Raw genomic sequence first — 20,487 nt, forward strand, 5'->3', positions numbered from 1 at the left:
GGGCCGGGCGGCGGCGCGGGCACCGGCCCGGGCGGGTACGGCCCGGGCACCGGTGGCGCCGGCGCGGGCACGGGCGGTGCCGGCGACGGTGGTGTCGGCCCGGGCACGGGTGGTGCCGGCGTGGGCTCCGGCTCAGGTGCCGGCGGCTCCACGGGCGTGGGCGCGGGCGGCTGCACCGGCTCGGGCGTGGGCGGCTGGGCGGGTTCCGATGGTTCCGGGTCGACCGGGGCCGAACGGTAGACGGCCGACGGCTTGCCGCCGATTCCGACGGCGTGCGCCTCGTCCACGCCCACCCGGCTCATCCCGGGCACCCGGACAGTGGCTCGTGCCGGCTGCGCAGGGTCGGGCTCCCGCTGCCTGGGAAGCCCACTCCCGCCCGCCGCGCCGATGCTCGGCGCCGACCCGGCGCTCGTCGGGCTGACCCGCGCCCGGGCGGTCGGCGGGGAACTGCGCTCCGGGCGGTGCCCGGCCGGAACAGCCGGTGCGGTGGCCCGGTAGCGCGTCCCCGCCACACCGTCGTCGGGTGTCGCGAGCCCGCGGACACCGGCCCGGCCGACCGCCGGCAGGCTTCCCGTCGCCGCCTGCACCGGGGAGCGTTCGTCGGTCGGGGCGGGAGCCGATCCAGGGTCGCTTGCTGGAGTCTCGTGCTCGGTCATTCTCGCCTCCGCGCCACGCTCGCACCCGGACCCGTACGGCCGGACCGGGAGTGCCTGATTGACACCGTGCCACATCCCGACGGTGTCGCACACCCGGAGTGCCCACAGTGCTCCCGGGGGTATCCCGTCGGTGTCGGCCGGCGGCCGCGTCGGCCCGGGGAGGCGATCGAGGTCGCGGCCGGTCAGGAACCGCCGAGAGTGGACGGGGTGACCGACGAGTCGCTCTCGTCAGGAGTGCGGCTGGTCGCCGCCGTGGTCGGTGCGGTGCTGCTGTCATGGTTGCCCGGCGGCTCGTCGTCCGACGGGCTCGGGGCCGGCGCGGTGGTGCGGGTCGGGCTCGGGGCGGGTGCGGTGGTGCGGCTCGGGGTCGGGGCGGGTGCGGTGGTGGGCGTGGTGGAGCCGGTCGGGCTCGGGGTCGGGGTGGTCGGCCGGGGCGTCGCGGTCGGCTTCGGCTTCGGCGTGGTGCTCGGCGTCGGAGTCGGCTTGGCCGTCGGAGGCTTCGAGGGGGTGGGCGAGGGGGTGGGCGAGGCCGACGGGGCCGGCACCGCACCGACCACTCGGGTGGCGGCGTAGAGCCGGGACCAGCTGGGGGTCGAGATCTTCACCCGCTCCCTGCTGTTCGGTGCGTGGATCATCTTGCCGCCGCCGATGTACATCCCGACGTGGTGGATGCTCGTCCAACTGCTGCCGGAGGCGAAGAAGAGCAGGTCCCCGGGGAGCAGGGCGGTCCGGGGCACGGTTCGCGACCGGGTCGCCCGGTACTGGTCGCGGGAGATGCGCGGCAGCTGGTAGTAGCCCGCCGAACGGTATGCCGCCCACATCAGCCCCGAGCAGTCGAACGTGTCCGGACCCTGGGTGGCCCAGACGTACCTGTCGCCGAGCTGCTTACGGGCGTACGCGACCGCGGCCTGCGCGGTGGGATGTGCGCCCAGCCCGTTCGTCGGCTGGTCGACATAGCCGGCACCGATCCGTTGCTCGGCGCGCTCCTGCTCGCGGGCCAGCTCGACCAGTTGCGCGGCGTTGTCCTCGCGCAGCTTGAGCAGCTTCGCCTCTTCGTCCCGCAGCGCCTTCTCGGTGGCGGCGTACTGCTCCTGGACGCCCCGCAGCCGGGACTCGGCCGCCGCGTGCGCCTGAGTCGCCACCTGCTCGTCGGTGCCGGCGCGGGCCAGTTCACCGGCCACCGGGCCGGTGGCACCCTCGACCCGTTCACCGAGGTTGACCCGGCGGAGCAGATCCAGGTGCCGCAGGTCGGCGGCGAAGGCACCGGGCGGCAGGGCGGCGTCGACCTTGATCGCCTCGGCAGCGGCCTGGTCGGCGCGCTGCTGGGCCTGGGTCAGCGCGGCTCGGGCGAACTCCAGGTCGCGCTCGGCGGTGCGGAGTTGGCTCTCCGCCTCGACGCGTTGCTGCTCCAGCTCGAGCAGTCGGGTGCCCAACTCGCCGACCCGGGCCTCGGCGGCGAGGATCTGGGTTTCGAGCACGCTGGCGCCGGTGGTGGTCGGTACGGTCACCGCGCCCGGGATGCCATCGGCGGGCGCGCCGCCGGGAAGTTGGAGCGGGCCGGTCGCCACCGGACGGCTGCCGGTGTCGGGGACCGTGACGGGCACGCCCGGCTCGGCGTACGCCGGAGCGGCGAGGACGGCGCTGGCGACCGCGCTGACCAGGGCGGACCAGAGCATCGGTCGCAGCACCGGCGAAATCACCGGAACCCTCCGCCGTCGTCGCCCGTGTCCGCTGTCGACCATTCCGCTCCCCGTCCGGTGCGTTGCACCGCGTCGTGGTGAACGCGGTTGTTCGGGCGACGAGAGTGTCATGCCCCACTCTGTCTTACCCCACCTGCCCCCACGGTGTCGATGCCCGGAGGGGCAACAGCAGCTGAGAGTTGGCTGAGGTGACGCAGCGCCGAGCCGACCCCGCCCAATGTTGACGGACCGCGCTGTGAGCTGCCGCTGCGTCCGACGTAGGCTCGCTTGGTGGCCGGGCGCCGGTCGCGACCGCAGGGAAGGACGGGGCTTTCGATGGACGCCGGACTCAAGCGCGAGCTCGAAGCGAAGGTGTACGCCGGGGAGCGGCTGACCCGTGAGGACGGGATCGCCCTCTACGCCAGCGACGACCTGACCTGGCTGGGTCGGCTGGCCCAGCACAGGCGTACCGAGCTCAACGGCGACCGGGTCATGTTCAACGTCAACCGGCACCTCAACCTGACCAACGTGTGCAGCGCGAGCTGCGCGTACTGCTCCTTCCAGCGCAAGCCCGGCGAGAAGGACGCGTACACGATGCGCATCGACGAGGCGGTCCGCAAGGCCAAGGAGATGGAGGACGAGCAGCTGACCGAGCTGCACATCGTCAACGGCCTGCACCCGACGCTGCCCTGGCGCTACTACCCGAAGGTGCTGCGCGAGCTGAAGGCGGCGCTGCCGAACGTCAAGCTCAAGGCGTTCACCGCGACCGAGGTGCAGTGGTTCGAGAAGATCAGCGGGCTGACCGCCGACGCGATTCTCGACGAGCTGATGGACGCCGGCCTCGAGTCGCTGACCGGGGGCGGTGCGGAGATCTTCGACTGGGAAATCCGCCAGCACATCGTCGATCACGCCTGCCACTGGGAGGACTGGTCGCGCATCCACCGGCTGGCCCACAGCAAGGGCATGAAGACCCCGTCGACCATGCTCTACGGCCACATCGAGGAGCCCCGGCACCGGGTCGACCACGTGCTGCGCCTGCGTGAGCTGCAGGACGAGACCGGTGGCTTCATGGTCTTCATTCCACTGCGCTACCAGCACGACTTCGTCGACTCGGCGGACGGCAAGATCCGTAACCGGATCCAGGCCCGGACGACGATGGCCTCGCCGGCCGAGTCGTTGAAGACCTTCGCGGTCTCCCGGCTGCTCTTCGACAACGTGCCGCACGTCAAGTGCTTCTGGGTGATGCACGGGCTCTCGGTGGCCCAGCTGTCGCTGAACTTCGGCGTGGACGACCTGGACGGCTCGGTGGTGGAATACAAGATCACCCACGACGCCGACGCGTACGGGACGCCGAACACCATGCACCGGGACGACCTGCTGCACCTGATCTGGGACGCCGGCTTCCGCCCGGTCGAGCGGAACACCCGCTACGAGGTGGTTCGCGAGTACGATGCCGCGCCGAGCCTGGCGGAGCGCCGGGCCGAGCCGCAACAGGTCTGGGCCTGAGTATCGGGTGGATCATCACCGGCCTGATGGTCGGGTCGGCGATCCGCCAGGCGAGGTGCGCGGCGGCGGGAGCTGCCGTCCGGCCGGCGAATCGGTGCCGCCGGAGGTTCGCGTACCCTCGTCAGGGATGAGTGAGCAGCAGAGCGCGTTTCCCCGCCGGGACGCCGACGGTCGCATCCGAGCCCTGGGCGACCTGCTCGGCGTCGGGCTGGCCGGGGTGGTCATCGGGCTGCTGGTGCTGGTGCTCTTCGACGCGGCCTTCGCCTCGTTCGGGGCCGGTGACTTCGGTCAGGCCAACGGCTGGCTGGCGGTGATCCTGCCCGCCTGGCTGTTCCTGGAGGACTTCCGCGCCTGGGAGTTCGGCGCCGCCCGGGTGGGGGCCGCACTGGTCGCCCTCGCGGTGGCGATGGTCTCCGGGCTGGCGTTGGCCGGCCTGACCACCGGGCTGCCGCCGCTGTTGTCCGGCGGGGTGGCGGCGACCACGTTCACCGTGGTGTACGCGATGATCTGGTTCCCCGGCGTCCGCTGGCTGGTCCGGCGGACGGGCTGAGCCCGGCGGGCCGGCACGGCAGGATGAGGAGCGCCGTCGGCTGGACGGCGGAAAGATGGAGTGACGACGTGAGCGAGGCGACGGCATGAGCGCGGCGGTCAAGTACACGCTGGGCCGGATCGTACTGTTCGTGGTCGTGGTGGCGGCCCTCTGGCCGGTCGACATGAACATCTTCCTGAAGCTGATGGTGGCGCTGCTGTTCTCCGCCGCGCTCTCGTTCTTCCTGCTCAAGCGCTGGCGCGACGAGATGGCCGAGGACATGGCCGTTGCCGCCGTACGCCGTCGCTCCGAGAAGGAACGGCTGCGGGCCGCCCTGGCCGGCGACGACCAGGCCGACGACGAGAACGCCGACCAGCCGGGCGACTCCTCCCAGCAGGGGCGCGGCCCGTCGGCGTGAGCCGTCCGGCGCGCGGTGCTCGGCCTCGCTGAAGAGCGGACCGGGAAACATGTCGCCGACGGGACGATCAGACTGGGATGGGCCCAGGAACGATCGATATTGATATGACCATGTGACCGGTGGTGGGCTGTCCACCACCGAGCGGGGATCCCCGCGCCTCAAGGAGGTTGTCCATGGCCTTCCGCACCATCCACGTCCGCCGCGCACTGGCGCTCATCGTCGCCGCCGGGCTCGGTCTGCTCGCCGTCTCCGCACCACCGGTCTCCGCCCGGCCCGCCCCTGACCGGGACGAGCAGCCGGCCGCCGCGCCCTACCGGGTGCTCGGTCCGAGGACGCTCGCCGACCGAACCGCGGTCGCCCGAACCGGCGCCTCGATCGACTACTCCGAACACGGGGTGCTGCACGTCTCGGCCACCCGCGCCGAGGCCGCCGCCATCGCCCGGCTCGGGTTCCGGCTGGAGGAGGTCGCCGCAGCGCCGACCGACCGGGGCCACGCCCACGGGGACGTCGGCACCCTGGCGTTCCCGCCGGCCGACGCGAACTACCACGACTACGCCGAGTTGATCGCCGTGGTCAACCAGGTCGTCGCGGACCACCCGTCGATCGCCCGCAAGATCAGCATCGGCCGCTCGTACGAGGGCCGGGACCTGGTGGCGGTGAAGATCTCCGACAACGTCGCCGTGGACGAGAACGAACCGGAAATCCTGTTCAACTCGCAGCAGCACGCCCGCGAGCACCTGACCGTCGAGATGGCGGTCTACCTGCTCAACCTCTTCACCGACAACTACGGCTCCGACTCCCGGATCACCAACCTGGTCAACAACCGGGAGATCTGGATCGTGCCGACCGTCAACCCGGACGGCAGCGAGTACGACATCGCCACCGGCTCCTACCGGTCCTGGCGCAAGAACCGCCAACCCAACAGCGGATCGTCGTACGTCGGCACCGACCTGAACCGGAACTGGAGCTACAACTTCGGCTGCTGCGGCGGCTCGTCCGGCTCGACCTCCTCGGACACCTACCGGGGCCCGTCGGCCTTCTCCGCACCCGAGACGCAGGCGCTGCGCAACTTCGTCAACAGTCGGGTGGTCGGTGGAGTCCAGCAGATCAAGGCCAACATCGACTTCCACACCTACTCCGAGCTGGTGCTCTGGCCGTACGGCTACACCTACAACGACACCGCCCCCGGGATGACCGCCGACCAGTACAACACCTTCGCCACCCTCGGCCGGCAGATGGCGGCCACCAACGGCTTCACCCCGCAGCAGTCCAGCGACCTCTACATCACCGACGGCAGCAGCATCGACTGGATGTGGGCGACGCACGGCATCTGGGCGTACACCTTCGAGCTGTATCCGCGCACGGCCTCCGGCGGCGGTTTCTACCCGCCCGACGAGGTGATCCCGCGCGAGACCTCGCGCAACCGGGAGGCGGTGCTCATCCTCGCCGAGCACGCCGACTGCCCGTACCGGGCGATCGGCAAGCAGGCGCAGTACTGCGGCGGTGGCGGCGGGACCACGGTCTGGTCGGACACCTTCGAGACCGCGACCGGCTGGACGATCAACCCCAACGGCACCGACACCGCGACCTCGGGCCAGTGGGAGCGGGGCGCCGCGCAGGCCACCAACTCCAGTGGGGCCAAGCAACTCATCCCGTACGCCGGCAGCAACGACCTGGTGACCGGCCGCCTCGCCGGCACCGCGGCGGGTGACCACGACGTCGACGGCGGTGTGACCAGTGCCCGGTCCCCGACGATCACCCTGCCGTCGAGCGGCACGTTGACGCTCTCCCTGGCCTGGTACCTGGCACACGGCTCGAACTCGTCCTCGGCCGACTACTTCCGGGTCAGCGTGGTGCACAGCGGCGGCACCACGGCACTGCTCACCCAGGCCGGCGCGGCCAGCAACCGCAACGGTGCGTGGACGGTGTCCAACCTCAACCTCACCCCGTACGCCGGACAGTCCGTCCGGATCCTGGTGGAGGCCGCCGACGCCTCGACCGCCAGCCTGGTCGAGGCGGCTGTGGACAACGTCACCATCACCGCCTCCTGAGCCGGCGGGGCCCCGCCGCACCCCCTCGCGCGGGGCCCCGCCTCAGGGGCGAAACAGACAAAGGGTTTCTCTGATCCGCCTCCGGACACCGAGTCCGGCCGGGACCGTGGCCCGCTCACCGGGCCGCGGTCCCGACGTGCGCTACGGTCTTACCGACCCGCCGCAGCGAAGCCGGTGCGAAACCGGCGCTGTCCCGCAACTGTGATGTCCCCGATCGGGGACGAGCCAGGTCGCCTGGGGCGGGTCGCGATTTGCGCTCTCGAGGAAGGGCGCCTCGCGGACGGGCGCACAGGCTCCCTGTCGGCGAAGCACCGCACTCCTCGACCGACAGGAGGACCGATGTCCAGACGTACCCCCCGGGTCTTCGCCGCCGCCCTCGCGGTGGCCGCGCTCACCCTCGGCGCCTGCGCCGAGCGGACCACCGAGACACCCGCCGCCAGCGGCAGCCCGACCACCGCCGCCTTTCCCGTGACCGTCGGGTCGCTGACCCTGGAGCAGCGCCCCGAGAAGATCGTCTCGCTGGCGCCGACGGCCACCGAGATGCTCTTCGCGATCGGCGCCGGCCCGCAGATCACCGCCGTCGACGACCAGTCCAACTTCCCGGCGGACGCGCCCCGGACCGACCTCTCCGGCTATCAGCCGAACGCCGAGGCGATCGCCGCGAAGAACCCCGACCTGGTGGTGCTCAGCGACGATCGCAACAAGATCGTCGAGCAGCTCGGCGCGCTGAAGATCCCGGTCTACCAGACCCCGGCGGCGCAGACGCTCGACGACTCGTACCGGCAGCTCACCGAGCTGGGCGCGCTCACCGGTAACGCCACCGAGGCGGCGGACGTCGTCCAGCGGATGAAGGACGACATCGCAAAGCTGGTCGCCGAGGTGCCGCAGCGGGCCAAGGCCCCCACCTACTTCCACGAGCTGGGCCCGGAGCTGTACACCGCCACCAGCAAGACCTTCATCGGCTCGATCTACGCTCTCGCCGGCCTGGAGAACATCGCCGACGCGGCCGACGCCGACGGCAAGAGCGGCGGCTATCCGCAGCTCTCCCAGGAGGTGATCGTCCAGGCCAACCCGGACTTCGTCTTCCTCTCCGATGTCAAGTGCTGCCAGCAGAGCGCCGCGACGGTCAAGGCACGCAGCGGTTGGTCGGGCATCAACGCGGTCCGCAACGACCAGATCGTGGAGCTCGACGACGATGTCGCATCCCGCTGGGGGCCGCGGGTGGTGGACCTGTTGCGGACCATCGTGGACGCCACCGCCAAGGCGTCCGAGTGACCAACGGCAGCGGTTCGTCCCGTGCCGGCTGTGGTTCGTCGCGTGCCGGCTGCCGTTAAAAAGGGGCCCTTTCCATGCACCAGGCGTTAAAAAGGGGCCCTTCCTTCCCGCCGGCCGCGGTGGTGCGGCCGGCGGGACTGCGGAAGCGCTGGCTCGCGCTCGGCGCGTTCGCGGTGCTCGTCGCCCTGGTGGCGGGTGTTTCGCTCGGCCCGGTCAGCCTGCCGCCCGGCAGCGTCGCGATCGAACTGCTCAACCTGCTGCCGGGGGTACGCCTCGACAGCGGGCTGACCGAGCGGGAGATCGCCATCGTCACCGAGTTGCGGCTGCCCCGAGTGGTGCTGGGCCTGCTGGTCGGTGGGCTGCTCGCCCTCGCCGGCGGCGCGTACCAGGGGGTGTTCCGCAACCCGCTGGCCGACCCGTACCTGCTCGGCGTCGCCGCCGGGGCGGGGCTGGCGGTCACCGTGGTGCTGACCCTCGGCGTCGGATCGGGCGGGGCGCTCAGTGGGCTGCCGGCCACCGTCCCGCTGGCCGCCTTCGTCGGATCGCTCGGCGCGGTCGCGATGACGTACCTGCTCGGGGCGGCGGGTGGGCGCAGCCGCTCGCCGGCCACGCTGATCCTGGCCGGGGTGGCCGTCTCCGCGTTCCTCGCCGCCGGACAGACGTACCTGCTGCAACGGCACGCGGAGAGCATCCAGGCGGTGTACTCCTGGCTGCTCGGCCGGCTGGCCACCGCCGGCTGGCAGGACGTCCGGCTGGTGCTGCCGTACTTCCTGGTCACCAGCCTGGTCGTGCTGCTGCACCGGCGTGAGTTGGATGTGCTCTCGGTCGGCGACGACGAGGCGGGCAGCCTGGGCCTGCATCCGCAACGGTCGCGGTATCTGCTGATCGCCGCCGCCTCGCTGGGCACCGCCGCCGCGGTCTCCGCCGCCGGCCTGATCGGCTTCGTCGGCATCATCGTGCCGCACACCGTACGGCTGCTCGCCGGGTCGAGCTACCGGGTCATCCTTCCGCTGTCGCTGCTGTTCGGAGGTGCCTTCCTGGCCCTGACCGACGTGGTGGCGCGGACTGCCGCCGCGCCGCAGGAGGTCCCCATCGGGGTGGTCACCGCGCTGCTCGGCGGCCCCTTCTTCGTCCTGGTGCTGCGCACCGCGAGGCGGGTGTTGACATGATCCCGCCGCCGCCCGGTCAGCAGCCCGGGACCGAATCCGTCAAGGCCGGGGTGCCGCCGGCCGTGGAGGTACGTGACCTGCACGTTCGGCTGGACGGCGTACCGATTCTCACCGGCGTCGACCTGACCGTGGCGGTCGGTGAGTGGGTCACCGTGATCGGTCCCAACGGCGCCGGCAAATCGACCCTGCTGCGCGCCGTCGGCGGGTTGCTCCCCGCGCCGGACGCCGTCCGGCTCTTCGGTACGCCCCTGGGCGCCCTGCGCCGCCGGGAGCGGGCCCGGGTGGTGGCGACGGTCGCCCAGTACCCGGTGGTGCCGCCCGGGATGGCGGTGCTGGACTACGTGTTGCTGGGCCGCAACCCGTACATCCCGCCGCTCGGCCGGGAGTCCGCCGCCGACCTGGCCGTGGTGGACGAGGTGCTGGACCGGTTGGACCTGACCAATTTCCGCACCCGCGAGCTGGCCACCCTCTCCGGTGGGGAACGGCAGCGGGTCTTCCTGGCGCGGGCGCTCGCGCAGGGCGCCACCCTGCTCCTGCTCGACGAGCCCACCAGCGCGCTGGACATCGGCCATCAACAGGAGGTCCTCGAACTGGTCGACCGGCTGCGCGGCGAGCACGGTCTGACCGTGCTGGCCACCATGCACGATCTCTCGATCGCCGGCGAGTACGCCGACCGGATGGTGCTGCTCGACACCGGCCGGGTCGCCGCGGCGGGCGCTCCCCACGAGGTCCTAACCGAGACCCTGCTCTCCCGCCACTACCGCGCCCACGTGAAGGTCATCCCCACCCCCCACGGCCCCCTCGTCCTCCCCACCCGCCCCCGCCGCCACCCCTGAGCCTCGGCGCGGTCAGGGGGCGAGGGCGATGAGGGAGAAGAGAGCGCCGTCGGGGTCGCGGAGGGCGGCGATGCGGCCGGCGGGGACGTCCCGGGGCGGGACCAGGATGGTGCCGCCGAGTTCGGCGGCGTGCGCCGCGGTGGCGTCGGCGTCGGCGACGGAGAAGTAGACGGTCCAGTAGGCCGGCGAGTCCGCCGGGAACTCGTCACCCAGCGGCGGCATCATCCCGGCCACCATCCGGTCGCCGAGCCGCCATCCGGTGTACGCGACCTGCCCCATCGGCTCCTCCTCGGGTTGCCACCCGAAGACCAACTCGTAGAAGGCCCGCGCCCCCTCGGGATCGGGGGTGACCAACTCGGTCCAGCTCATCGCGCCAGGGACGTCGAAGACCTCGGCGCCGGCGAAGGCCATCGGCTGCCAGACGCTGAACGCGGCGCCGGCAGGGTCGGTGAAGACCGCCATCCGGCCCCGGTCGAAGACCTCCAACGGCGGCACCACCACCTGCCCACCCGCCCGTTCCACCCGGCTGGTGACCAGGTCGGCGTCGTCGGTGGCGACGTACGTCGACCAGATCGGCACCTGCTCCGGCACGGCCGGCGGGCCGACTCCGGCGACGGCCCGGCCGCCCAGCAGGAAGACGGTGTACCCGCCCGCCTCAGGTTCCGGCTGGACCCGACCGGTCCAGCCGAACAGCTCCGGATAGAACCGCCGTGCCGCGTCCAGGCCGGGTGTGGCCAGGTCGGCCCAGCAGGGCGTGCCCGACGGGACGCTGGCCACGGCCACCCCTTCCGACCTCGGGCGGCCACCGTCCGGCCAACCCCCTCCGGCATGGTGGCACTGCGCGCCCGTCAGCCGTGGGGCAACGGGGTGAAGGTCAGCTGAACCGGCGACCCTCGTCCCGCCGGTACGCCCAACCCGCGAGCGTGGCCAGCACCACCACCCAGACACCGAGCGTGACCAGCGACAACGGGTTGACCGAATGATCGCCGACAGCGGCCCACATCAACTCCACGGCGCCCCGGGTGGGCAGATAGGGCGCGATCGCCTCGATGAAGCCGGGCGCGGCACCCGGAGCCGAGAGCAGTCCGCCGCCGAAGGCGAGCGGGAAGAAGACGAGCTGGGCCACCACGATCGCGGCTTTGCTCGGCAGCGCGTACCCGATGCACAACCCCATCAGCGTGAACGGCACCGAGATCACCCCCACGGTGGCCAGTGCCAGCAGGAACGCCCCCGGCGTGATCCGCGCCTCGGTCAGCGTCGCCGCGATGATCACCACGGGGATCAGCGACAGGTACGTGATGACCAGGCCGGCCGAGACCCGCCCGGCGAAGCGCGGTGCCGGCCCGGCGGGCAGGGTCCGGGTGAACGAATCCCAGGGCTGGGCCCGATCCTCGGCGACCCCCACGCCGTACTGGAAGATGTTGGCGCTCATCACGGAGAAGGTGACCATCGAGGCGGTGGCGAAGGTCGCGCCCACCGGATCCTTGCCGGCGAACGGCACCACGAAGAAGAGCATCGCGGCGGCCGGAAAGAACGCGCTGCCGAAGATCGCGATCGGGATGCGGACCGTCTCCAGCAGTTGGTAGCGGGCGTGGGTCAGTGCGAGTGGCACGGCGGGGGTCTCCTCAGGCGGGTGCCGGCTCGGCGGCGGTATCGGCGCTGTCGGCGGTGGTGATGGCGAGGAACGCCTCCTCCAGCGAGGTCGGCCGTACCTCCAGGTCGCGGAACTCGATCCCGCTGGTGACCAGGTCACGGACCAACTGGTCGGCGTCGGGGGCGAACAGGTGGGTGCGGCCGTCGACCCGCTCGGTGCGGACCACGCCGGGCAACGACGGCAGGGCGTCGACCGTGAGGCTGACCCGGCGTACGCCGACGACCGACCGGATCGCGTCGACGCTGTTGTCGGCGAGTACGCGGCCGTGGCCGATCACCACCACCCGCTGGGCCAGCGCCTCCACCTCCTCGAGGTAGTGGCTGCTCAGCAGCACCGTGCCGCCGTCGGCGTGGAACGCCCGGATCGCCTCCCACAGGGCGTGCCGGGCCTCCACGTCCAGGCCGGTGGTCGGCTCGTCGAGCACCACCATCCTGGGTCGACCGACGAAGGCCAGTGCCACCGCGAGCCGGCGCTTCTGCCCGCCGGAGAGTCCGCCCGTCTGCCGTCGGGCCAGCTCACCGAGGCCGAACCGGTCGAGCAGTTCGTCGCGCGGGATCGGATCCGGGAAGTGGGCGGAGACGAAGTCGACCACCTCACCGACCCGCAGCGTGGCGGGCAGCCCGGTCTCCTGTGGGGTGACGCCGAGGCGGCGCCGGCTCGCCGGGTCGCGCGGATCACCGCCGAAGAGCTCCACCCGCCCCGACGTCGGGCGGCGCAGCCCGACCAGCAGGTTGATCAGCGTGCTCTTGCCGGCGCCGTTCGGCCCCAGCAGGCCGACCAACTCTCCTGCCCGCACGTCGAGGTCGACCTGGTCCAGCGCGAGGGTGCTGCCGTAGCGGCGGCTGACCCGGTCAGCTCTGGCGAGGGTCACCGGCGCCTCCTTTCAGTTGTTCAGTACCGGTCTACCCGGTCGGCGCAAGCGGGGGCCGGTCGAGCAGCGGGGGCCGGTCGAGCAGCGGGGGCCGGTCGAGGAGCGGCGCGGGCAGCGGCTCGGCGTGCAGCACCGACAGCCGGGACACGGCGCGGGTGAGCACCACGTACAACCGGTGCAGCCCGCGCGGCTAGGCCCCCACGATGGCGGCCGGCTCGATGACGATGACATGGTCGTACTCCAGGCCCTTGACCAGGGTGGCCGGCATGACGGTGACCCGCGCCGCGGGCCGCAGGTCGTCGGCGGTCGCGGTCGCCTGGGCCAGGTCACCGAGCAGGGTGAGTGATCCGTGCTCGCTGCGTCGGGCGATCACCCGGCACTGCATCGGGGACAGATCCTGCGCCTCGTCCACCACGACGTGCCCGTAACCGGTGGGACGTTCGAGCCGGCCGGCCGCCTCGTCGATCAGGACGGCGTCGGCGGCGGTCCACCGGGTCGTCTTCGGCGTCCGTCCCAGCTTCGTTCCGCTGGCGGCATGCGGGATTGACCACTTCCGGGGCGGCCCGCTGAGCAGGCCAGGGGTGGCGGGGATACGGTCGGGGCATGGTCGAGCGCGTCGCCCGCCCCCGGGTCGGGCACATCCAGTTCCTGAACTGCCTGCCGATCTACTGGGGGCTGATGCGCTCGGGTGCACTGCTCGATGTCGACCTGCACAAGGACTCGCCGGACCGGCTGAACGCCGCGCTGGTCGCGGGGGACCTGGACATCGGCCCGATCTCCCTGGTCGAGTACCTGCGACACGCCGACGAGCTGCTCCTCCTGCCTGACCTGGCGGTCGGCAGCGACGGTCCGGTGCTGTCGGTCAACCTGGTCAGCACCCGGCCGCCGGCGGAGCTCGACGGTGCCCGGGTGGCGCTCGGCTCCACCTCACGGACCGGGGTGCTGCTCGCCCAACTGCTGCTGCGGGAGCGGTACGGCGTCCGACCGGACTACTTCCGCTGCCCGCCGGATCTGACCCAGATGCTGCTGGAGGCGGACGCCGGAGTACTCATCGGCGACGTGGCCCTGCGCGCCCTCTACGAGGCACCCCGCCGCGGGCTGGCCGTGACCGACCTGGGGCAGGCCTGGCGGGAGTGGACCGGCCTGCCGATGGTCTTCGCCGTCTGGGCGGTTCGCCGCGACTTCGCCGCCGCCCACCCCGGCCTGGTCAAGGAGGTGCACGAGGCGTTCCTACGCTCGCGTGACCTGTGCCTGGCCGAGCTCGACCAGGTCGCCGAGTCGGCGGCCCGCTGGGAATCCTTCGACGCGGCCACCCTCGCCTCGTACTTCCGGGCGCTGGACTTCTCGCTCGGCGACCGCCAGGTCGCCGGCCTGCGCGAGTTCGCCCGCCGCGCCGCCGCTCTCGGCGAAACCCCCGCCCTCCCCACCCCCGGCCCCCTCTTCTTCCCCCACTGACGGCCCCACCCACCCACCACGCCCTGCCCCACCCACCCCACCCCACCCCGCCCCGCGATCTTGCACTTCTGGTCGCCATTACGCGGCTTATGTCAGAAATGCGGCGACAGAAAGTGCAAGATCGGGGTGCGGGGTGCGGGGTGCGGCGTGCGGGGTGCGGCGTGCGGGGTGCGGCGTGCGGGGGGCGGCGTGCGGGGGGCGCGGTGCGCGCGGCGGGGGCGGAGGGGGCGTTGTTAGGGGCGGGAGAGGAGGGCCTCGGTGATGGCTTGGCAGTTGTCCATGCCGTACTGGTAGCCCTTGTTGATGGGGTAGCGGAGCATCACGCCCATCGTCCAGGTGTCGCCGATGGCGAGGCAGTTGACGTGGATCTCCTGCTCCCGGGTGCGGTCGACCCAACCGTTCTTGATGGCGATCTTCTTGGCCTGGGCGGCCGGGAACGCCTTGCGGATGCCGAAGTCGCCGGCTCCGCGTACCAGGCGCATCTCGTTGAGCAGCCACTTGGTCCACTTGGGCCCGGCGGCGGTGCCGTCGGCGATGCAGTTGCCGAGTCGGGCGGTGTCCCGAGGTGACAGCTCGGTACGGCTCCAGCCGAGATCGCTGGAGACCTTGCTGTCGGTCAGGTCGCAGGTCGACAGCAGTCGCTTGATCGAGGCGGACCGGCCGATCTGGGTGTAGAGCTGCTCGGTGCGCTCGTTGTCGCTGTCCCTGATGATCCTCGTCAGGTCGTCCAGCTTCGCGTTGCTCGGGGTCTGCCCGGCGTCGGCGGCGCGACGCAGGTAGTCCGCGACGATCCAGGCCTTGATCAAGGAGGCCGTGGTGTTGGTCTCGGCCATGTTCTTCGAGCCGATGATCTCACCCGAGCGCCGGTCCAGCACGCTCCAGCCGTACCAGCCGTCGATGTCCAGGTCGATCTTCTTCGCTTCGAACGGCAGCGGTTCGGGCTCCGGCGACGGACTCGGCGACGGCGAGGGCGGCGGCCGGTTGCTGCGGTCGGTGAGGGCACCGCCGCGCCCGGCCGGGGACTCTGCCCGGCCCCAATCGGCGACGGCGGTGGATTCGAACGGCGAACCGGGCAACAGGCGCAACGAGACGAGGACCAGTCCGATCAGTACGGAGGCGATGGCGATGAGACGTAACGGGGATGCCTCGCCCTTGCGGCCGTCGCGGCCGCGGGCGGCCATCAGAGTTTCCCGATCGGCGGCTGCGGCACCTTGAGGGCGCCGCCGGGCTGTGGGGTCACGAGCTGGGACGCGACACTGGCGCAGACGTCGGATCCGTAATCGAGCCCGCTGCTATGCGGGTAACGCAGCATCACCGCGAGACTCCACTTCTCGGTGACGGCGAGACAGTTGACGTGCCAGTTGCCGTCGTAATTGAGCGGAGTCCAACCGTTCTTGATGCTGACCGGCCCCTGGCTGATGATCGATTCGGGCAGGCCGTCGATGATGCCCCACCGGCCACCGCCGGAGTGAGGATTCTGGTCCGCGACGCCGCCGCGTACCTTGCTCATCTCGGTGAGCACCCACTTGGTCCACTTCGGGCCGGCGGCCCGGCCGTCGACGATGCAGTCGCCGAGCCGCACGGCGTCGCGGGGAGACATCTGGGTGAAGCTCCACCAACCCTCGTGGCCGGCGACGTTGCCCCGCTTGGTGTCGGTGAGGCCGCAGATCTTGATCGCCCGCTGGATTACCGGCCCGGGCTTGCCGCCGGCCGGCACCGCGTACGAGCCGCCGGCGGCCGCGTAGACGCGGTTGGTGGCATCGTCGTCGCTGTCCCGGATGGCCCGGCTGGCCGCCTGCTTCAACGCCGCCGGCGGCTCCTTGTCGCCGAGCTGGCGCAGGTAGTCGGCGACGATCCAAGCCTTGATCATCGATTCGGTGGAACTGGTGGCCGAGAGGTTCTTGGAGCCGGAGATCTTGCCCGACTCGTGCTCCATCAGGGCCCAGGAGAAGAACTCACCCTTGAAGTTCACCGAGACCTTGCCGGCCGCGAGGGTGGGTGGTGGCGGAGGCTCGGGGGTGGGCGCGGCGACAGTCTCCTCGCGGGCGGTCGCCGCGCCGGCGGAGAGCCGGGCGTACGCCGCCGGCACCAGCATGGCGCCGCCGAGCAGGACCGCCGTGACGGCGAACACCATGATCACGCGAGATCGCATGAGCGGGTGAGCTCCAGATGTTCAGGGCCGGGGGACCGGCTTGCTGCCAGGACTGACCGGTGGGGGATCGCCTCGGACCGAGGGGGAGTCCGTTCAGCCCGGCAATCGTCTGTAGCCGATCGGTATGACGTGGGAAGTCTACGTGCGGATTGCCGACGCGCCAGGATCCGGCACCGGGCAAATCGCCGTCAAGGCGGGACAACCAGCCGCTATGCGTTGGTTGCGAGGATTCGTCGGCTGCCGGTGACCCAAGTCATAGGCGTACAGCGTCACGGATGGTGGTCGGCCGGTGACGATCGGCTTCCTTTCAGTCCTGTGACACCCCCTGGCATGTTTCTGTCTCAGCTGTAACACTGAGGGCATGTACGGCAATGATTCCCCGGGCGAGGACGCGTCCGGCGGTCTGCTCGGCGAGGTCGAGGCTGCGGAGGCGGCGCTGCGTGCCGCCGCGGAGCGGGATCGCGGCGCGGCTGACCCCGGTGTCGACCTGGCCGGCCACTTCGCGGAGATCATCGCCGCCGATCAGAAGATCGAGCCGCGCGACTGGATGCCGGAGGCCTACCGCCGGACGCTGATCCGGCAGATCGCCCAGCACGCCCACTCGGAGATCATCGGCATGCAGCCGGAGGGGAACTGGATCAGCCGGGCCCCGTCGCTCAAGCGCAAGGCGATCCTGTTGGCCAAGGTGCAGGACGAGGCGGGCCATGGTCTCTACCTCTACGCCGCCGCCGAGACCCTCGGCGTCAGCCGGGACGAGCTGGTCGAGCTCCTGCTGGACGGTCGACAGAAGTACAGCTCGATCTTCAACTACCCCACCCTCACCTGGGCCGACGTCGGTGCCATCGGGTGGCTGGTGGACGGCGCGGCGATCGTCAACCAGGTCCCGCTCTGCCGCTGCTCGTACGGCCCGTACGCCCGCGCCATGATCCGGGTCTGCAAGGAGGAGTCCTTCCACCAGCGGCAGGGCTACGAGCTCCTGCACACCCTGGCGCACGGTACCCCGGCGCAGAAGGCGATGGCCCAGGACGCGGTGGATCGCTGGTGGTACCCGTCGCTGGCCATGTTCGGCCCGCCGGACGGCGACTCCACCCACTCCGCCCGGTCGATGGCGTGGAAGATCAAGCGCTTCTCCAACGACGAGCTGCGCCAGCGCTTCGTCGACATGTGCGTCGGCCAGGCGGAGGTGCTCGGCCTGACCATCCCCGACCCGGATCTGCGCTGGAACGACGAGCGCCAGGCGTACGACTTCACCCAGCCCGACTACGACGAGCTGATGCGGGTCATCTCCGGTGACGGGCCGTGCAACCGGCAGCGGATGGCGCACCGCCGCCGCGCCCACACCGAGGGTGCCTGGGTACGCGAGGCCGCCGCGGCGTACGCGGCGAAGCGGAAGAGCAAGGAGAAGACGGCGGCGTGAGCGAGCGAACCGAGCGAACCGGCGCGAGCGATCCCTCTCCGCTCTGGGAGGTCTTCGTCCGGGCCCGGCGCGGGCTGGCGCACAGTCACGTCGGCAGCCTGCACGCGCCCGACGCCGAGGTGGCCCTGCGTCATGCCCGCGATCTCTACACCCGCCGCCAGGAGGGGGTGTCGATCTGGGTGGTGCCGGCGAGCGCGATCACCGCTTCCAGCCCGGACGAGAAGGACGCCTTCTTCGACCCGGCGGCCGACAAGGTCTACCGCCACCCCACCTTCTACGAGGTGCCAGAAGGGGTGGCCCACCTGTGAGCGCGAGGAGTGAGCCGGGTTTGCGAGCCCCGCAGTCGCGAACGGAGATGGCCCGGTGAGCGCGCCCTTCGCCTTCACCCTCGCGCTCGGCGACGACGCGCTGATCGCGGCGCAGCGGCTGGCCGAGTGGAGCACCCGGGCGCCGGAGATGGAGGAGGACATCGCGCTGGCCAACATCGCCCTGGACCAGCTCGGCGCGGCCCGGCTGCTGCTGACGTACGCGGGCGAGCTGGAGGGCGCCGGCCGGGACGAGGACGCGCTGGCCTTTCTCCGCGACGACCGCGAGTTCCGCAACTGCCTGCTGGTCGAGCTGCCCAACGGCGACTTCGCGGTGACCATGGCGAAGCTGCTCGCCCTGTCGGCGTACCAACTGCCGCTGTACACCGCGCTGGCCGGCTGTGCCGACGAGCGGCTGGCCGCGATCGGCGGCAAGGCGCGTAAGGAGTCCGCGTACCACCTGGACCACGCGGCGCTCTGGGTGAAGCGGCTGGGCGACGGGACCGAGGAGTCGCACCGGCGGATGCAGGCCGGCGTCGACCAGGTCTGGCCGTACGTCCACGAGCTCTTCGCCGCGCAGCCGGAGGCCCCGATCGACCCGGCTACTTTGCGGGGCGACTTCGACGCCACCGTCGCCGCCGTGCTCGCCGAGGCCACGCTCGCCGTGCCGCAGTCCGGCTGGGCACCGGCCGGCGGGCGGGACGGGGTGCACACCGAACACCTGTCGTACCTGCTCGCGGAGATGCAGGTGCTGCACCGCGCCCATCCCGGGGCCCGCTGGTGAGCAACGCTCTGGCTGCGGTGGCGGCGGTGGTGGATCCGGAGATCCGGGTGGTCACCATCGCCGACCTCGGCATCCTGCGATCAGTCGAGGAGGACCCGGGCACGGGCCGGGTCGTGGTGACCATCACCCCCACCTACACCGGCTGCCCGGCGATGGACGTCATCCGGGCCGACATCCGCCGCGCGCTGGCCGCCGCCGGTCACGTGGACGCCGAGGTGCATACGGTGCACAGCCCGGCCTGGAGCACCGACTGGATCACCGACGCCGGGCGGGCCAAGCTGGCCGCCGCCGGCATCGCCCCGCCGGCCCCGGTCCGGCGCGACGGGGTCGTACCGTTGACCCTGTCCGTCCGTTGCCCCCGCTGCGGCTCGCCGGAGACCGAGCAGCTCAGCCAATTCGGTTCCACCGCGTGCAAGGCACTCTGGCGCTGCCGCGCCTGCTCCGAACCCTTCGACCAGGTGAAGGCCCTGTGACTGTCACCATCACCCGCCCGGTCCGTCGCCGGCCGGTGTTCCATCCGCTGCCCGTCACCGCCGTGGATCGGCTCACCTCCGATGCCGTCGCGGTCACCTTCGCGGTGCCCGAGGAGCTGCGTCCGACCTTCGCGTTCCGCGCCGGCCAGCACCTGACGGTGCGCCTGCCCGCCGGAGCCGGCACGGCCGGTGCGGTCGACACCGCCGGCACGGGTGGCACGGGCGGCACGGCCGGTTCCGGCGGCGAGGACGTGCGCCGCTCGTACTCCATCTGCTCCACCCCGGACGAGCTGGCCTGGCACGGGCGGCTGCGGATCGGCGTGCGGGAGATTCCCGGCGGAGCCTTCTCCTCCTTCGCCTGCGGGGCGCTGCGACGCGGGGACACCGTCGAGGTGCTGCCGCCGCTGGGTCACTTCACCACGGCGTACCGGCCGGACCGGGTCCGCCGCTACGGTGCGGTCGTCGCCGGCTCCGGCATCACCCCGGTGCTGTCGCTGGTCGCCACCGCCCTGGCCGTCGAGCCGGCCAGCACCTTCACCCTGGTGTACGGCAACCGCACGGCCAACAGCGTGATGTTCGCCGAGGAACTGGCCGACCTGAAGGACCGCTACCCGACCCGGCTGCACCTGGTGCACGTGCTCTCCCGCGAGCAGGGCGAATCGCCCCTGCTCTCGGGCCGGATCGACGTCGAACGGCTGGGCCGCCTGCTGGAGACCATCGTGCCCGGCGACGCGATCGAGGAGTGGTTCCTCTGCGGCCCGTACGGGCTGGTGGTGGATGCTCGCGCGGTGCTGACCGCGCGGGGTGTCCCGGAGTCGGCGGTGCACTCCGAGTTGTTCCACGTCGACGCCCCGCCGGAGCCGGTCCGCCGCCCCGAAGAGGCGTCCGGCGGCACGGACGTGACGATCGTGCTGGACGGCCGCTCGTCGAGCTTCACGATGCGCCGCGCCGAGCGGGTGCTGGACGCGGCGCTGAAGGTCCGAAGCGAGTTGCCGTACGCCTGCAAGGGCGGGGTCTGCTCGACCTGCAAGGCGAAGGTGGTCACCGGCGAGGTGACGATGGCCCGCAACTACGCCCTGGAGCCGGACGAGGTGGCGGCCGGCTACGTCCTGACCTGTCAGTCCAGCCCGCTGACCGACACCCTCACCATCGACTACGACGCGTGAGGTGTACGTTCCGGAGCTGATTGACCGCGATGGCGGCAGCTTCTGGGTGCATCTGTTGTCGTTCTGGCAACCACAGATGCACCCAAAGCAC

Annotated in this window: 19 protein-coding genes, 2 pseudogenes and 1 riboswitch; of the genes and pseudogenes, 13 read left to right on the top strand and 8 right to left on the bottom strand. The window is 71.7% G+C overall.

From position 1 onward, the window contains the following. A pseudogene (locus tag IEY61_RS08045) lies at positions 1–656 on the bottom strand (hypothetical protein); the annotation flags it as partial. A 182-nt stretch (positions 657–838) separates the two neighbouring features. Beyond that, positions 839–2,398 carry a C40 family peptidase gene (locus IEY61_RS08050; RefSeq protein ID WP_189042104.1) on the bottom strand — a complete coding sequence of 520 codons (1,560 nt, stop codon included), beginning with the start codon at positions 2,396–2,398 and terminating at the stop codon, positions 839–841. A 273-nt stretch (positions 2,399–2,671) separates the two neighbouring features. Between IEY61_RS08050 and mqnE the strand changes: the two genes are divergently transcribed. The 7 genes from mqnE to IEY61_RS08085 all read left to right on the top strand — a co-directional run bounded on the left by mqnE (position 2,672) and on the right by IEY61_RS08085 (position 10,119). Continuing rightward, the gene (mqnE, locus tag IEY61_RS08055; protein WP_189042106.1) at positions 2,672–3,841 is read left to right on the top strand and encodes an aminofutalosine synthase MqnE; all 1,170 of its coding nucleotides are present in this window, start codon (positions 2,672–2,674) and stop codon (positions 3,839–3,841) included. A 127-nt stretch (positions 3,842–3,968) separates the two neighbouring features. Continuing rightward, positions 3,969–4,391 carry a hypothetical protein gene (locus IEY61_RS08060; protein ID WP_189042108.1) on the top strand — a complete coding sequence of 141 codons (423 nt, stop codon included), beginning with the start codon at positions 3,969–3,971 and terminating at the stop codon, positions 4,389–4,391. Positions 4,392–4,476: 85 nt separating this feature from the next. Continuing rightward, positions 4,477–4,788 (top strand): DUF4229 domain-containing protein, encoded by a 312-nt coding sequence (locus IEY61_RS08065; protein WP_189042110.1) that lies wholly within the window; start codon positions 4,477–4,479, stop codon positions 4,786–4,788. Between the two features lie 173 nt (positions 4,789–4,961). Then, a complete protein-coding gene (locus tag IEY61_RS08070) occupies positions 4,962–6,839 on the top strand; it encodes a M14 family metallopeptidase (protein WP_189042112.1) in 1,878 nt (625 codons plus the stop codon). Positions 6,840–6,979: 140 nt separating this feature from the next. After that, positions 6,980–7,115: riboswitch (adenosylcobalamin (AdoCbl) riboswitch) on the top strand. A 63-nt stretch (positions 7,116–7,178) separates the two neighbouring features. Then, the gene (locus IEY61_RS08075) at positions 7,179–8,114 is read left to right on the top strand and encodes an ABC transporter substrate-binding protein (protein WP_189042114.1); all 936 of its coding nucleotides are present in this window, start codon (positions 7,179–7,181) and stop codon (positions 8,112–8,114) included. Between the two features lie 74 nt (positions 8,115–8,188). Next, positions 8,189–9,283 (top strand): FecCD family ABC transporter permease, encoded by a 1,095-nt coding sequence (locus IEY61_RS08080; protein ID WP_189042116.1) that lies wholly within the window; start codon positions 8,189–8,191, stop codon positions 9,281–9,283. After that, positions 9,280–10,119, top strand: coding sequence for an ABC transporter ATP-binding protein (locus tag IEY61_RS08085; RefSeq protein WP_189042118.1), 840 nt, complete (start codon positions 9,280–9,282; stop codon positions 10,117–10,119). Before IEY61_RS08080 ends, IEY61_RS08085 begins: the two co-directional genes overlap by 4 nt. Positions 10,120–10,131: 12 nt before the next feature. Here the strand turns inward: IEY61_RS08085 and IEY61_RS08090 are convergent, their stop codons facing one another. The 4 genes and pseudogenes from IEY61_RS08090 to IEY61_RS08105 form a co-directional block, all read right to left on the bottom strand. Further along, the gene (locus IEY61_RS08090) at positions 10,132–10,896 is read right to left on the bottom strand and encodes a VOC family protein (RefSeq protein ID WP_189042120.1); all 765 of its coding nucleotides are present in this window, start codon (positions 10,894–10,896) and stop codon (positions 10,132–10,134) included. Positions 10,897–10,993: 97 nt separating this feature from the next. Beyond that, on the bottom strand, positions 10,994–11,731 hold the full coding sequence (locus IEY61_RS08095; protein ID WP_189042122.1) for an ABC transporter permease: 738 nt from the start codon (positions 11,729–11,731) through the stop codon (positions 10,994–10,996). A gap of 13 nt (positions 11,732–11,744) precedes the next feature. After that, positions 11,745–12,644, bottom strand: a complete 900-nt coding sequence (locus IEY61_RS08100) for an ABC transporter ATP-binding protein (protein ID WP_189042124.1) — start codon at positions 12,642–12,644, stop codon at positions 11,745–11,747. A 31-nt stretch (positions 12,645–12,675) separates the two neighbouring features. After that, positions 12,676–13,155, bottom strand: a pseudogene (locus IEY61_RS08105) (hypothetical protein); the annotation flags it as partial. Positions 13,156–13,247: 92 nt separating this feature from the next. Between IEY61_RS08105 and IEY61_RS08110 the strand changes: the two are divergent. Beyond that, entirely contained in the window at positions 13,248–14,099 is an 852-nt protein-coding gene (locus IEY61_RS08110) for a menaquinone biosynthetic enzyme MqnA/MqnD family protein (protein WP_189042126.1), read from the top strand. 233 nt (positions 14,100–14,332) lie between these two features. Here the strand turns inward: IEY61_RS08110 and IEY61_RS08115 are convergent, their stop codons facing one another. Both IEY61_RS08115 and IEY61_RS08120 read right to left on the bottom strand, forming a co-directional pair. Next, positions 14,333–15,280 carry a serine hydrolase gene (locus IEY61_RS08115; protein ID WP_189042128.1) on the bottom strand — a complete coding sequence of 316 codons (948 nt, stop codon included), beginning with the start codon at positions 15,278–15,280 and terminating at the stop codon, positions 14,333–14,335. Then, on the bottom strand, positions 15,280–16,251 hold the full coding sequence (locus IEY61_RS08120; protein WP_189042130.1) for a hypothetical protein: 972 nt from the start codon (positions 16,249–16,251) through the stop codon (positions 15,280–15,282). Before IEY61_RS08120 ends, IEY61_RS08115 begins: the two co-directional genes overlap by 1 nt. A gap of 361 nt (positions 16,252–16,612) precedes the next feature. On the opposite strand from IEY61_RS08120, the gene paaA reads away from it, so the two are divergent. The 5 genes from paaA to IEY61_RS08145 are packed head-to-tail and all read left to right on the top strand — an operon-like array spanning position 16,613 to position 20,396. Continuing rightward, positions 16,613–17,668, top strand: a complete 1,056-nt coding sequence (gene paaA / locus IEY61_RS08125; RefSeq protein WP_189042132.1) for a 1,2-phenylacetyl-CoA epoxidase subunit PaaA — start codon at positions 16,613–16,615, stop codon at positions 17,666–17,668. After that, entirely contained in the window at positions 17,665–17,976 is a 312-nt protein-coding gene (paaB, locus tag IEY61_RS08130; protein ID WP_189042134.1) for a 1,2-phenylacetyl-CoA epoxidase subunit PaaB, read from the top strand. Before paaA ends, paaB begins: the two co-directional genes overlap by 4 nt. Positions 17,977–18,031: 55 nt before the next feature. Beyond that, a complete protein-coding gene (gene paaC, locus IEY61_RS08135; RefSeq protein WP_189042136.1) occupies positions 18,032–18,757 on the top strand; it encodes a 1,2-phenylacetyl-CoA epoxidase subunit PaaC in 726 nt (241 codons plus the stop codon). After that, complete coding sequence (gene paaD / locus IEY61_RS08140) at positions 18,754–19,230, top strand: 1,2-phenylacetyl-CoA epoxidase subunit PaaD (RefSeq protein WP_189042138.1); 477 nt, start codon at positions 18,754–18,756, stop codon at positions 19,228–19,230. The genes paaC and paaD overlap by 4 nt, the downstream gene beginning before the upstream one ends. Continuing rightward, the gene (locus IEY61_RS08145) at positions 19,227–20,396 is read left to right on the top strand and encodes a 2Fe-2S iron-sulfur cluster-binding protein (RefSeq protein WP_189042140.1); all 1,170 of its coding nucleotides are present in this window, start codon (positions 19,227–19,229) and stop codon (positions 20,394–20,396) included. Before paaD ends, IEY61_RS08145 begins: the two co-directional genes overlap by 4 nt. Positions 20,397–20,487: the final 91 nt, after the last annotated feature.

The organism is Micromonospora sonchi, from assembly GCF_014646235.1.
GTDB lineage: Bacteria > Actinomycetota > Actinomycetes > Mycobacteriales > Micromonosporaceae > Micromonospora > Micromonospora sonchi.

Excerpts from the sequence above, each read along its gene's own strand:
- IEY61_RS08060 (WP_189042108.1), top strand. The coding sequence starts at position 3,969 with ATGAGTGAGCAGCAGAGCGCGTTTCCCCGCCGGGACGCCGACGGTCGC.
- IEY61_RS08110 (WP_189042126.1), top strand. The coding sequence starts at position 13,248 with ATGGTCGAGCGCGTCGCCCGCCCCCGGGTCGGGCACATCCAGTTCCTG.
- mqnE (WP_189042106.1), top strand. The coding sequence starts at position 2,672 with ATGGACGCCGGACTCAAGCGCGAGCTCGAAGCGAAGGTGTACGCCGGG.
- IEY61_RS08065 (WP_189042110.1), top strand. The coding sequence starts at position 4,477 with ATGAGCGCGGCGGTCAAGTACACGCTGGGCCGGATCGTACTGTTCGTG.
- IEY61_RS08070 (WP_189042112.1), top strand. The coding sequence starts at position 4,962 with ATGGCCTTCCGCACCATCCACGTCCGCCGCGCACTGGCGCTCATCGTC.
- IEY61_RS08075 (WP_189042114.1), top strand. The coding sequence starts at position 7,179 with ATGTCCAGACGTACCCCCCGGGTCTTCGCCGCCGCCCTCGCGGTGGCC.
- IEY61_RS08120 (WP_189042130.1), bottom strand. The coding sequence starts at position 16,251 with ATGCGATCTCGCGTGATCATGGTGTTCGCCGTCACGGCGGTCCTGCTC.
- IEY61_RS08050 (WP_189042104.1), bottom strand. The coding sequence starts at position 2,398 with ATGGTCGACAGCGGACACGGGCGACGACGGCGGAGGGTTCCGGTGATT.
- paaA (WP_189042132.1), top strand. The coding sequence starts at position 16,613 with ATGTACGGCAATGATTCCCCGGGCGAGGACGCGTCCGGCGGTCTGCTC.
- IEY61_RS08115 (WP_189042128.1), bottom strand. The coding sequence starts at position 15,280 with ATGGCCGCCCGCGGCCGCGACGGCCGCAAGGGCGAGGCATCCCCGTTA.
- IEY61_RS08085 (WP_189042118.1), top strand. The coding sequence starts at position 9,280 with ATGATCCCGCCGCCGCCCGGTCAGCAGCCCGGGACCGAATCCGTCAAG.
- IEY61_RS08080 (WP_189042116.1), top strand. The coding sequence starts at position 8,189 with ATGCACCAGGCGTTAAAAAGGGGCCCTTCCTTCCCGCCGGCCGCGGTG.